This is a genomic window from Acidimicrobiia bacterium (assembly GCA_041394025.1).
Taxonomy (GTDB): Bacteria; Actinomycetota; Acidimicrobiia; order IMCC26256; family JAOSJL01; genus JAOSJL01.
In genome coordinates this window covers 418,030-430,704 of record JAWKJA010000004.1, presented here as the reverse complement: position 1 = coordinate 430,704, position 12,675 = coordinate 418,030, and the positions used below count along the sequence as shown (strand labels likewise).

General features: G+C 70.4%; 11 protein-coding genes and 1 pseudogene. 4 read left to right on the top strand and 8 right to left on the bottom strand.

The annotated features are described in order from the left end of the window. Positions 1 to 5 precede the first annotated feature (5 nt). Genes R3A49_13670 through R3A49_13655 form a run of 4 tightly spaced genes read left to right on the top strand, consistent with a single transcriptional unit; the run spans position 6 to position 3,043 of the window. A complete protein-coding gene (locus R3A49_13670) occupies positions 6 to 413 on the top strand; it encodes a CrcB family protein (GenBank protein MEZ5171772.1) in 408 nt (135 codons plus the stop codon). Further along, on the top strand, positions 410 to 778 hold the full coding sequence (locus R3A49_13665) for a CrcB family protein (GenBank protein ID MEZ5171771.1): 369 nt from the start codon (positions 410 to 412) through the stop codon (positions 776 to 778). Before R3A49_13670 ends, R3A49_13665 begins: the two co-directional genes overlap by 4 nt. Before the next feature lie 22 nt (positions 779 to 800). Next, positions 801 to 2,132 (top strand): hypothetical protein, encoded by a 1,332-nt coding sequence (locus R3A49_13660; protein ID MEZ5171770.1) that lies wholly within the window; start codon positions 801 to 803, stop codon positions 2,130 to 2,132. A 26-nt stretch (positions 2,133 to 2,158) separates the two neighbouring features. Beyond that, positions 2,159 to 3,043 (top strand): PAC2 family protein, encoded by an 885-nt coding sequence (locus R3A49_13655; GenBank protein ID MEZ5171769.1) that lies wholly within the window; start codon positions 2,159 to 2,161, stop codon positions 3,041 to 3,043. 139 nt (positions 3,044 to 3,182) lie between these two features. Here the strand turns inward: R3A49_13655 and R3A49_13650 are convergent, their stop codons facing one another. From R3A49_13650 to R3A49_13615, 8 genes and pseudogenes are all read right to left on the bottom strand, one after another. Next, positions 3,183 to 4,511, bottom strand: coding sequence for a M20/M25/M40 family metallo-hydrolase (locus R3A49_13650; GenBank protein MEZ5171768.1), 1,329 nt, complete (start codon positions 4,509 to 4,511; stop codon positions 3,183 to 3,185). Between the two features lie 23 nt (positions 4,512 to 4,534). Then, a complete protein-coding gene (locus tag R3A49_13645; protein ID MEZ5171767.1) occupies positions 4,535 to 5,689 on the bottom strand; it encodes an MBL fold metallo-hydrolase in 1,155 nt (384 codons plus the stop codon). Next, on the bottom strand, positions 5,686 to 7,101 hold the full coding sequence (locus R3A49_13640; protein MEZ5171766.1) for a wax ester/triacylglycerol synthase family O-acyltransferase: 1,416 nt from the start codon (positions 7,099 to 7,101) through the stop codon (positions 5,686 to 5,688). The genes R3A49_13645 and R3A49_13640 overlap by 4 nt, the downstream gene beginning before the upstream one ends. Positions 7,102 to 7,201: 100 nt before the next feature. Next, on the bottom strand, positions 7,202 to 7,714 hold the full coding sequence (locus R3A49_13635) for a hypothetical protein (GenBank protein MEZ5171765.1): 513 nt from the start codon (positions 7,712 to 7,714) through the stop codon (positions 7,202 to 7,204). Further along, a complete protein-coding gene (locus R3A49_13630; protein MEZ5171764.1) occupies positions 7,711 to 8,445 on the bottom strand; it encodes an NUDIX hydrolase N-terminal domain-containing protein in 735 nt (244 codons plus the stop codon). Before R3A49_13630 ends, R3A49_13635 begins: the two co-directional genes overlap by 4 nt. Then, a pseudogene (gene glnD, locus R3A49_13625) lies at positions 8,442 to 10,841 on the bottom strand ([protein-PII] uridylyltransferase). The gene R3A49_13630 and the pseudogene glnD overlap by 4 nt, the downstream one beginning before the upstream one ends. A 118-nt stretch (positions 10,842 to 10,959) precedes the next feature. After that, positions 10,960 to 11,298: a P-II family nitrogen regulator gene (locus R3A49_13620; GenBank protein MEZ5171763.1), complete on the bottom strand. Its 339-nt coding sequence runs from the start codon at positions 11,296 to 11,298 to the stop codon at positions 10,960 to 10,962. Positions 11,299 to 11,338: 40 nt separating this feature from the next. Beyond that, positions 11,339 to 12,574 (bottom strand): ammonium transporter, encoded by a 1,236-nt coding sequence (locus R3A49_13615; protein ID MEZ5171762.1) that lies wholly within the window; start codon positions 12,572 to 12,574, stop codon positions 11,339 to 11,341. Positions 12,575 to 12,675: the final 101 nt, after the last annotated feature.

The window sequence follows — 12,675 nt, the reverse complement described above, 5'->3', positions numbered from 1 at the left end:
CGGGCGTGCAACGACGACAACTCGCTCTCGTCGCGCTCGGAGGGGCGGTCGGGGCGTTTCTCCGCTTCGAGCTGCTCGAGGCCTGGGTCGTCACCCGCGGCGACTTCCCTGCATCGACACTCGCCATCAACCTCACCGGCGCGCTGCTTCTCGGCGTCCTCGTGGAGGTCGTTGCCGGCGCCGCTGACAGAACCTGGCTTCGGCCACTGCTGGGCATCGGACTGCTGGGCGCGCTCACCACGTTCGGGGGCTTTGCCGTCGAGACGGTCCTCATGGTCGATGCCGGCAACGTTGGCGGAGCCGCGGCGTACGTCACACTGACACTCATCGGTGGAGCCCTCGCCGCCACGGCGGGCCTGTTCGTCGCCGGTTGGCGCGGTGGCGCGCCGGTTCCCGACGAGGGGGAGTCATGACGGCCGTCGCTGTGGCCCTGGGCGGCGCGCTCGGTGCTGCCGCCCGCTTCACGCTGGAGCGCGCCGTGACCACCCGGCTCGGGCACGGGTTCCCGTGGGGTACGGCGCTGGTCAACGTCACCGGATCACTGGCGGCGGGCGTCGTCGTGGGTCTCGCCACCGAGCACGGACTGGGCGAATCGGTGGAGTCGGTGGTCGCCGCCGGGTTCCTGGGCGGCTACACGACACTGTCGACCCACGCCGTCGAGACCGTCCGGCTCGTCGAGAACCGACGGGCCGTCCGTGCGGGGGCGTATGCACTCGGCAGCGCTGCTCTCGCCGTTGGTGCCGCTGCGCTGGGCCTGGCGGTCAGCGGTGGGATCTGAGCGCCCCGGTAGCGTCCGGTCCGTGACGACCACCCGGGACCGACCCTCCACGGCTCGCGGAGTCGCCGCCCGCAGTACCTGGGCGGTCGTCGACCAGGGGTTGTCGTCCCTCACGAACTTCGCACTCACCGTGCTCGTGGCGCGCAGCGTGAGCGAGTCGGCCTTCGGGGCCTTCGCCATCGCGATCCTCGTGTACCTCGCCGTCCTCGGCGTGGTTCGGGGAATCGTCGCCGAGCCCTTCGCGGTGCGCTTCAGTGCGGTCGACGAGAGCAGCCGGCGCTCGGCGGCGCGGTGTGCCGCGGGAGCGGGCCTCATTGCCGGAGCTGCGACCGGCCTCGTGCTTCTTCTCATCGGCGCCGCCGACGACGGGGACACGGCGCGCGTGTTCCTCGCTCTCGGGATCTGTATGCCGGGACTGGTGCTTCAGGACATGTGGCGCTTCATCTTCGTCGCCGAGGGACGACCCGAACGCGCCGCCGCCAACGACCTCGTGTGGGCCATCGTCCAACTCGGGGCCGTGTCCGTGCTCGTCGGTGTGGGCGATCCATCGGTCGGGATCCTGATTCTGGCCTGGGGACTGTCCGCCAACATCGCCGCTGTTCTCGGATGTATCCAGGCCGGTGCGGTACCCGAGCTACGGGCCGGTCTCCCGTGGGCACGCCGTCATCTCGACCTGGGCGGACCATTCGCTCTCGACTTCGGGGCGCAGGTGGGCTCCACCTACGTGGCGTTGTTCGTGATCACCGCCATCGTCGGGCTCGACGCCGTTGCCGGGATCCGCGGCGCGCAGGTCCTGCTCGGCCCCGTCAACGTCCTCTATCTCGGGTCGCGTCTCGTCGCAGTACCCGAAGGGGCACGCCTCGCGGCACGTGGAAGCAGAGGGGTCGTGCGGCTCTCCGTCGCGGTGGCGCTCGTCCTCGCCGCAGCTGCCGCCGTGGTCGGTGCGGTGCTCCTGATCATCCCGGATTCGTTCGGTACAGAGCTGCTCGGCGACACCTGGGACGACGCGCGGGGTGTCATGGTGCCCACCATCGCCCTCATGGCGGCCAACGGCGTCGCCATCGCGGCGGTCAACGGCCTCCGCTCCCTCGCCGCCGCGCGCCAGGGTCTGGTGGCACGGATCGCGCTGATTCCCGTGATCGTCGGAGGGAGCGCTGTCGGCGCCGTTCTCGGCGGTGAGGAGGGCGGGGCCGTCGGCCTGGCGGTCGCCTCGGGCCTCGCTGCCGCCGTGTGGTGGGTGAGCTTCCTGCGTGTCGCACGAGGCTTCGAGCCCGGGGATGTGCGGCCACTGGGCCAGGCGGCCCCCGACCCGGCGGTCGAGTGGGTGGAGGACGCCACCGCGACGGACCGCTGACGTTCCCCGCCCCGTAGTCTGGGGCCATGCCATCCGTCCGGTGGGAGAACCGCCCCGAACTGCGCGATCCCGTGCTCGTGGCGGCATTCGGCGGATGGAACGACGCCGCCGACGCCGCCACAGACGCTGTGTCCTGGCTGGCGCGCCGGTTCGACGCCGAGTCGTTCGCCGCGCTCGACCCTGCGTCGTACTACGACTTCCAGGCCGCTCGTCCCGAGGTCCGGCTGCGCGACGGGGTCATGGAGTCCCTGACGTGGCCGACCACGGGCTTCGCCGCAGCACACGTCGACGGCGCGTGCCACGACCTCGTCCTGGCCACCGGGCCGGAACCGAACCTGGTGTGGTCCGACTTCTGCGACGCGGTCCTCGCCGTCGCCCACGACACGGGATCGACGACCGTGATCACGCTCGGCGCTCTCCTCGCCGAGGCACCCCACACGCGGCCTGTGCGCCTCACCGGAGCAGCCCACGACGCCGGGCTGAGCGCCCGCCTTCGCCTCCACACGTCGCACTACGAGGGTCCCACAGGCGTCACCGGCGCGCTGCACCACGCTGCCACCGAAGCCGGCTTCGCCGCGGCGTCGGTGTGGGCCCCCGTTCCGCACTACGTGGCCTCACCGCCGAATCCGCCCTGCACGGTGGCCCTGCTGGATGCCGTCGATGCCGCCGTCGATCTCCACCTCGACACGGGCGACCTGGCCACCGAGGCGGACGGCTGGAGGCGACGGGTGGAGGTGGCCACGAGCTCCGACAGCGAGATCGAGAGCTACATCCGTACGCTCGAGGAGGGATACGACGCCGAGGCGTCGGTCACGGGCACCGCGGGCAGCGAAGCGTCCGATGTCGACATCCCGAGCGGCGACGCCCTGGCCGCCGAGTTCCAGCGCTACCTCCGCGGCGAACGCGACTGAGGCGTGCCGACGGTCCCAGGATCCGGACACACCGAATCAGTGCACGCCTCACCCCCGGAGGGACAGCTACTGAGGCGTGCCGACGGTCCCAGGATCCGGACACACCGAATCAGTGCACGCCTCACCCCCGGAGGGACAGCTACTGAGGCGTGCCGACGACCTCGCGGGCGACGCGCTGCCACAGGTCTGTCGCCAGGGCCAGCGACTCCTGGTCGACCCTCTCGTTGTGACCGTGGAACATCGTGGCGTAGTCGTCGTACTCGAGGCGCTCCGAGAACAGTGAGAAGCCGTAGGCGACACTTCCGGCCCGGCGGAAGAACCGGGCGTCGGTGGCGCCGATCATCAGCATCGGAACCAGCGCCGAGCCCTGCACCATCTCCGACGCGACCGTTTCGAGGTGGTGCCACAGCGGGGTGTCGACGGGTGATTCCGTGGCCGGGTCGTCGTGGTACTCGACCACCTCGACATCGCCGGCCAGCTCACCGAGGGCGTCGTCGAGCATCGCGCGCACCTCGGCCTCGTTGTCGCCCGGAAGAGTGCGGATGTCGAGGCGCAGGTCGACCCGGTCGGGGATCACGTTCGTCTTGGTCCCCCCGTGCATGATGGTGGGTGCGACCGTCGTGTGCGTGGAGGAGTGCGCCATCCGCGCCATCCCCAGAGGGAGAGTGTCGTCGTCGCCGAGCCGGTCGGGGTCCGCGAGGACCTTCGCCGCCTCGTCGGGGAGTTCGATGCCGCGCACGAACTCGCGCCAGATGTCGGTGACCCTCGCGGTGGGCTCGTAGTCGGCGAGCCGCTGGACGACCCGCGAGGCCTTCACGAGAGCGTTGTCGGTACGGAACGGCTGCGATCCGTGCCCGGGGGTCCCGCTGATCCGCAGCGTGCACCAGAACGTCCCCTTCTCGCCGACGAGCACCGGCAGGCGCGGGCCACTCGATGTGGGGAAGCGGAAGCCGCCCGTTTCTGTGATGACGTAGTCGGCTGCTACGGCATCGTGCTCGTGCCGGACGAGATGGTCAGCGCCGTACACACCGCGTGACTCCTCGTCGGCCACCGCGAGGTAGGCGAGTGTGCCCTCCGGGGTGAAGCCCGACGCCGCCAGGCGCTTCATGGCGACCGCCATCGACGCGGTCATGTTGAGCATGTCGACGGCGCCACGGCCCCAGACCATGCCGTCGACGACCTCTCCCCCGAAGGGATCGCGGTCCCACCCCTCGGGGCTCACGGGCACGACGTCGGTGTGGCCCATCAGAAGGAGCGTCGGCGCCTCGGGATTCCGGCCCTCGATGCGGCTCACCAGGCTGGTGCGACCCGGGACGGCCTTGTAGGTCTCCGACTCGAGACCCGCGGCACCCAGATAACCGGTGAGGGTGTCGACGCTGCGCTGCTCCTGCCCCGAGCCCTGCGTGCCGTCGTTGACACACTCGTTGCGGATCAGGGTCTGGAGCAGTTCGGTGACCTCGTCGGTCACGTCGGCTGCCGGATCGGGCCCCACTACTCCCCTTCCCCGTGCGCGCCGGTCATCCGGTACTCGAACCGGCCGTTCACCGTGCTGCGGGCCGCACCGCCGCTGTGAACCAGATGCTCAAGGTGGGCGAAGGTCTCCGACTCCGCCATCACACCCCAGTGCCGCTCGGGGAAGACCTCGCGCGAGAGTGCACGGACCGTGGACGGCCCCAGAGCCTCGCCTGCCTCGGCAAGGGCGGTCATCCGCTCGGCGTGGTGCTCCTTGATCGCCTCGACCCGCCCGGGAACGTCGTCGAACGGATGCCCGTGCGCCGGAAGCCCCACGCCCACACCGGGGAGCTGCGCGACGTGGTCGAGGGTGGCGAGGTAGGCGTCGAGCGTGTCGAAGCCCTCGGCCATACCCGCGATGTGGGGCGTGATCGTGGGGAGGACGTGGTCGCCGGCGAGGAGTGCGCCGCTGTCGGGGTCGAAGAGGCACAGGTGGTCAGGGGTGTGACCGGGCGTGTAGACCGCACGCCACTCGCGCCCTCCGAGAGTCAGGACATCGTCGTGGCGGACGCGGTGGGTGGGCTCGGGGGGCGTCACGAGCCGGCGGAACGCGCGGATGACCGCCCCGCGCAGGCGGGCGCGCAGCGAGGCGTCCTCACCCCACGGTGTGGGGTTCGACCAGGGCCCGGCTGCGGATCCGGCGGTGGGGAGCGAGTCGGCGGCGATCTCGCCGGGGTCGAGGGAGAGGAGGCGCGTGATCGAGGCGACCTCGGCCTCGGCCGCCTCGGCCTCCGACGGGCCGACGGGTGGGGCCGTCACGTCGAACGTCTCGAAGGCGCGGTGCGTGACCAGGCGCGCACCTGTCTTCCTGGCCAGGTAGCCGGCCGCGCCGAAGTGGTCGGGGTGCGAGTGCGTGACGATGATCGTGTGGACGTGGTCGAGCGAGAAACCCGCGGACCGCAACCGTTTTCTGAGGACGGAGACCGACCGTGGGCCGGGAAGCCCCGGATCGACGACGGCGATGCCCTGGTCGTCGATCAGCCCGTACATGTTCACGTGGCCGAGCCCGGGCATCCAGACAGGGAGCTGCATACGGATCACGTCGGCCGCGACCTCGGTGATCTCGTCGGAGGCCTCCTCCTGCTCCTGGCGGGGTGAGCGCGCGGCGATCGGGGAGCCCCCGCCGGTGCTCATGCCGGGTGTGGGGAGCGCTCGTCCGCGACCTTGCGCAGTTCGGCGAAGCCGTCCTCGATACCGGCACTCAGGACCTCGACGTCGGGTGCCGCGTCGCTGTCGGCCCACACACCGATGTCGAGAGCTCCGTCGTAGGAGAGGATGGCGATCCCGATCGTGAGATTCTTCGCGAGCGGGACGATCGGGAACGCCTCGAGCATCCGCGCGCCCAGCATGTAGAGCGGTTGCTGCGGACCGGGGACGTTCGTGACGACGAGGTTGAAGAACGGCTGGTGCTGCACCGCCCGGGCCGCGAGGTTCAGGAGCGTGGGAACGGCGTAGCGGGTGAGGCCCACGAGGAACTCGGCGCCCACCGCCTGGTGGCTCTCCTTGAGGTCGCTCGTCACCTCGCGGACGGCGTCGAGCCGCTCCGCCGGGCCCGGCGTGGATGTGGGTAGGTTCACGAACATCGCGGAGACGCGGTTGCCGAGTTGCAGGTTCTCCTCGTCGGAGCGAACCGACACGGGGATCATCGCCCGGACGTGGTCGGCGGTCTCGCCGCGGCTCTCGAGCAGCCTGTCGAGCCCGGCGCCGACCGCGGCCAGGACCACGTCGTTGACCGTCCCTCCCAGGGCCTCGCGAACGGACTTGGCGTCGGCCAGGGGTACACGAACGACGTCGAACGAGCGGTGGCGCCCGACCGCTTTGTTCAGCGACGTACGGGGCGCAACGGTATCGCGACCGATCATCGTGCCGATCGACCTGGCGAGGCCGAGACCCTGCTCCACCGCGCGGACCGGGGCACGCACGACCGCACCGACCCTTTCGACGAGCTCTTTGGGCTCGGTGATCTGCTCGCGCAGCGAGTCGACGAGAAGGCCCACCGGGGACGGCGCCGCTTCCGGTGCCCACTCGGGCGGGTCGAGATGTACGGGCTCGGGATCGAAGTCGAGTAGCACCGTGGCGACGTCGACACCCGACGCGCCGTCGACCATGGCGTGGTGTGTCTTCTGGATCAGCCCGATCCGGCCGTCCTCGAGGCCTTCGACGAACCAGATCTCCCAGAGCGGACGCGACCTGTCGAGGAGCTGGCTCTGCACCCGCGTCGTCAACGCCGCGAGCTGTTCCCACGTGCCGGGTCGGGGAAGCGCCGTGAGGCGGACGTGGAACGCCACGTCGAACCGGTCGTCATCGACCCAGATCGGGCGCCCGAGCCCGAGGGGGACCTCCATGAGGCGCTTGCGGAACCGTGGGACGAGATGCAGCCGGGACGCGACCGTTTCGCGGGCGTCGGCCAGGCGGAAACGACCGGAGTCGTCGATCAGCGACTCACCGTCGAACACCGACAGCGCACCGACGTGCATCGGCGTGTCGAGGCTCTCGAGCTGAAGGAAGCTGTCGTCGAGCGCCTCCAGCCTGTCGTACTCACCCACCGACCCACACCCTCCGTCGCGCCGGTTGTCCGCAACCGCCCTTCGGGCTGCGGATTCACGGCCAGCGTAGGCCGGACACGGCGTCGGTGCAGCGCCGGGACTACCGGCCCGTGTCGAGTTGCTCCCGCAGGAGCGCCATGATCGACACGTCGCCCCGTGCCTGCTCCCAGGCGTCGCCGACGGATTCGTGATCGACGAGGCCGGCGCCCTCGGGGGCGAGCCCGAGCCGCCGACCCGTCGCGGCGGCGAGCGTGGCGGGCTCGGGGGCGTCGTCGTAGGGGGCGAAGCACTCGAGCCCGTCCCAGAGGGTCGACAGGGCGCGTCGCTCGTCGCCCAGCGAGAGGGCGCCCGGGTCCGCACCGGAGGCCAGCTCCCCGACGACGGCGTCCCAGAGGTCGTGGTGCCCGCAGCCGGCCGGCTGACGGAATCCGGCCACGGGGTGGAGGCGCCATTCCAGCACCGGCTCCGCGTCGGCCTCGTCGGCGGGGGCCAGCCAGGTCTGGGACCCGTTGAGATAGCTGTCGACCGGGAACCCGAGGCGCTCGTCGAGGGCACGGACCAGCTCGGCGGAGATCGGCCACAACGCCACGGCGGCGAGAGCGGGCGGCGTCATCGATCGTCGGGCTCGCCGCGCCACGGCGGTGTGCGCGGTGGGTCGAAGACCGTCGCGCGGCTGTGACCTCCGATGGCGTCGAAGGCGACGTCCAGCCAGTGCTCACCGCCCGCCAGGGGCTGCGGGAGCGAGTCGCGGGCGAAGAAGCCGACGTCGCGGGTCTCCAACGGGTGGGCGGTGAGCTCTCCGCCGATGGCGTCGCAGTGGAACACGAGGGAGTAGAGCGGTATCCGACCGAACCCGAGACGAAGACTGTCGAACACGGCGATGAGCGCCTTCACCTCCACCTCGATCCCGGTCTCCTCGCGTACCTCCTTCACGGCGATCTCGGCGGGCGAGTAGCCGACGTCGGCCCACCCGACCGGGTAGAGCCAGACCGGGAAGTCGGCACGCTGGGTGAGAAGGATCTCGCCGTCGTCGTTCCCGACCACGGCGGCCACGGCGACCTTCGGCGTGACGTAGCCCGCGACACCCTCCCCCACGGTCGTGAGCCAGTCCTCGAAGAGGGCGTCGCCCTCCGCCTCCTCGAGTGCGGCGACTCGGATGTCGGCGGCGATCCGGAGGATCTCCTCGAAGCGCTCCTTCTCGTAGAGGCTCTCGGTGAAGCCGAGACCGGTCCGGGCGATGCCCGACAACGCCTCGGCCCACCGCAGCAGATCCGCACCCGAGACGGCATCGAAGGCGCCACCCGACGACCGCGGACCGGGCGAGGTGTCGTGCGTTCCGGTCATCGCCGGTGAGCGTAGGTCCCGCCGGCCGTGCGGTGCTCCAACACTTCGTGCACACGTTCGAGCATCGACGGATGCGTGAACTTCCCGATCTCGGGATCCACGACGTAGAACGTGTCGACGACCTCCTCGCCGAGCGTGGCCACCTTGGCCACAGTGACGTCGAGGCCGAGGTCGGCCAACGCCGACGTGAGCTCGTAGAGCATCCCGATCCGGTCGGGGACGCGCACCTCGACCACCGTCGCGAAGTCGGAGGCCTCGAGGTCGATGACGATCTGGGCCGGGCTGCCCGTGTCGTCGCCGCTGCCGTAGCGCGCCATGTGCTCGACGACGAGAGCGTCGAGATCGACATCGCCGGTGAGCGCATCGCGTAGCAGATCACGCGCCCTGTCGACACCATTTTCCTCCTCGAAGCGCCCGAAGCGGTCGGCCCCCCGAAACAGTTCCAGAGCCACGCCGTCGGACCGCGTGAAGGCCGACGCCTCCCTGATGTCGAGGCCCGACACGGTCAGAACGCCGGCCACGAGCGACAGCAGCCCCGCCCGGTCGGAGGCCACGACCGAGAACTCGAGAAGGCCGTCGGTGCCCCTCGCGACGTCGACGGCCACCGACTCGCCGGCCATGAGCGCCCGGTGCCGTTCCATGGCGGACGCGTCGAACGCCAGCGAGTAGCTCGACGGCATCGCATCGAGGAACGCTGTGGCGTCGGCCTCCCCGATCCTCTCCGCGAGGGCACGCCGTGCCTCTCCGGCGCGTCCGCTACCGGCCTCGTCGCGAACGATGAGGAGAGCCGACTTCACGAAGAGCTCGCGTACGAGCGACGCCTTGGTGGGCCCCCACGCGGAGGGCCCCGTGGCACGTGAGTCGCCGATCGTGAGGAGGTAGAGGAGTCGGAGCCTGTTCACGGTTCCGGCCAGGTTCGCGACGGTGGCGATCGTGGCCTCCTCGGTGAGGTCGCGTCGCGTCGCGACGTCGGCGAGGAGCAGGTGGTGGAGAACCAGCCAGACGACGGTACCGGTGCCCTCGATGTCGAGTCCGATCCGCCGGCACACCTCCGCGGCCATGTCCGCGCCTCGTTCCGAATGATCGCCCGAGCCGCCCTTGCCGATGTCGTGCAGCAGGGCCGCCAGGAGCAGCAGCTCGGGACGCTGCAGATTCTCGGCGACCCGACGGTCGACGTGGTGGGCGTCCGCACCCGGCTCGAGGAGCTCGGCACACTCCGAGACGGCTTCGAGAAGGTGCCGGTCGATCGTGAAGCGGTGGTACGCGTTGCGCTGGGGTCGCGAGCGCACACGGTTCCACTCGGGGAACAGGGTGACGAGAAGTCCGAAGTGGTCGAGTGCCTCGAACACGTTCAGGGCCGGACGACCCGCTCGTAGTATCCGGATGAAGGCCTCGCGGTCGTCGTCGGACCAGTCGGGCGGGGACGCCCCCTCCAGGTGTTGCAGGGCGTCACGGTCGATGGCCAGCCCACGTTCCGCGGCGACTTCAGCCACGCGCAGCACGAGTGATCCGTCCGCCACGGCATCGGCGCTCAGTGTGACCCGACCGTCACGCACGAGTACGCCCGGCGCCGCCGTCCGATCTCGGCGCCCGAACCGGCCGAGCGGCCCGCGCTGCGCGGATGCGAGCCGATCACGGGCGTCGCTCGTGATCCACACCACGGCACGCGCGGCCTCGGCGAGCTCGGCGATCAGATCGTCGGCGCTGTCGACTCCCACGAGCCCGGCGACGGCGTCCTGGTCCTGGAGCTCGAGGCGGTCACTCGACCCGCCGGTCACGCGGTGCAGCGCGACACGCACGTCGAGGAGCAGCTCGCGTGCTCCCGCCAGCTGTGCAGGGTGGTGCGCCTCGAGGTAGCCACCGGCCACGAGTGCCTCCGTGCCCCCGGGCGCCCCGAGGGTCCAGCCCGACCAGTGCTGCGCCTGGATGTCACGAAGACCACCGAACCCCGACTTCAGGTCGGGAGCGAGCATCTCGGCGACCGGCCCGGGGTCGAGAGCGCGCGCATCCGCACGGTCGGCGAGCTCGGCGAGTACCCGCCGCCGGCGCTTCGTGGCGAGCCCGCGGATGTCGGTGACGAGCCGCTCCGACACGACGGGATCGCCGGCGACGTGACGGCCGTCGAGCATCGCTGTGAGCGAGTCGAGATCCTCATCACCGGCCTGGACGGCCTCACTCACCGAGCGCGTGGAGTGCCCGAGGTCGTAGCCGGCGTCCCAGAACGGATACCAGAGCGCATCCGCAGAGGGCAGGTCGGGCCCGCGACGTTCGTGCAGGAGCATCACGTCGATGTCGGAGCCGGGGCACAGCTCGCGGCGGGCGTAGGACCCGAGCGCCACCACTGCGACACCTGCGCCACCCCCGTCGGCATCCGCTGCGGCCGTGAACAGCCGTGCGAAGCCGTCGTCGACGGCGTGTGAGTAGGCCCAGCCGAACGCGACACCGCGGAGAGAGCCGTCGTCGACGAGCCCTCTCCGCGTCGCCTTGAGTTCCGTAGCGTCGGGTGGAGTGGCCTCAGACTGCGTCGGAGCCCTCTTCGCCTGTCCGGATCCGGACGACGCCGTCGACGGGCACCGACCAGACCTTCCCGTCCCCGATCTTGCCCGTTCGGGCGGACTCCACGAGCGCCCGGGTGACCGACGCGGCGTCGGCGTCGTCGACGAGGACCTCCACACGCACCTTCGGCACGAAGTCGATCGTGTACTCGGCGCCCCGGTAGACCTCGGTGTGGCCACGCTGACGACCGAAACCCTGGACCTCCGAGACGGTCATGCCGTGCACGCCGAGCTCCTTGAGGCCCTCCTTGACGTCGTCGAGCTTGTGCGGCTTCACGATTCCGACCACGAGTTTCACAGCACCCTCCTGTCGACGGGCAGGCTACCTGCGCGGGCCATCACCCACGCTCGCTGAACGAATAGGCGTTCTCGGAGTGCTGGGTCACGTCGAGACCCTGCGACTCGTCGTCGGGACTCACGCGGATCCCTCCGGGCAGGACAGCACGGATCGCCAGGAGGATCACGGCGGTCACAGCGGCCGAGAAGGCCATCACCACCACCACGGCGAGGACCTGTTCGCCGAGGAGGCCCCAGCCCCCGCTCCCGAAGAACACACCGTCGGCACCCCTGGGGTTCACGGCCGCGTCGGCGAAGAAACCGAGCAGCACCGATCCCACGATCCCGCCGACGAGGTGGATCCCCACGACGTCGAGCGAGTCGTCGTAGCCGAACCTGAACTTGATGCTCACAGCGAAGTAGCACAGCGCCCCGGCCAGGAACCCGATGATGATCGGGGAGACCCCGCCGACGAACCCGGCGCACGGGGTGATGGCGACGAGTCCGGCGACGGCGCCCGACATGGCGCCCAGGGTCGTGGCGTGGCCGGTGCGGACCCGCTCGAAGAGCAGCCAGCCGAGCATGGCGGCGGCGGCGGCGAGATGGGTGTTGACGAGTGCCTGGGCGGCGACACCGTCGGCCGCAAGAGCGGACCCGGCGTTGAAGCCGAACCAGCCGAACCACAGGATCCCGGTGCCGATGAGGGTGAGTGGCAGCGAGTGGGGAAGCATCGGCTCCTTGGGCCATCCGTGACGCTTCCCGAGGATGATGACGGCCACGAGTGCCGCGGCTCCGGCGTTGATGTGCACGACGGTGCCACCGGCGAAGTCGAGAGCACCCCGCTCGGCGAGCCATCCGCCGCCGAAGATCCACTTGGCCACGGGGGTGTAGACGAGGACGACCCAGAGGCCCACGAACCACGCCCAGGCACCGAAGCGCATCCTGTCGGCCACGGCTCCCGAGACGAGAGCGGGCGTGATGATCGCGAACGTCATCTGGAAGGCCATGAACGCGAGGAGTGGGATGTCGTCGTACATCCCGCCCTGCATGTCCTTGAGACCCACGAAGTCGAAGTTGCCGATGACGCCCCCACCGGACCCGCCGAAGGCGAGCGAGTAGCAGAACAGCGCCCAGAGAATGCTCACGAGCCCCATGCACCAGACGTTCTGCATGAGCATGCCCAGCGTGTTCTTCGACCGGACCATGCCGCCGTAGAACAGGGCGAGCCCGGGTGTCATGAACACGACGAGTGCTGTGGAGACGAGTACCCAGGCCGTGTTGCCCGCGTCCAGGTCCATGGTCACCTCCCGTTCAGGTTGGGAGCGACTCTGGCGCGGCGCTGTTTCGGAGCTGCTGCCCGACTGTTACGGGCGTGTGAACAGACCCGGAGGCACCCCTG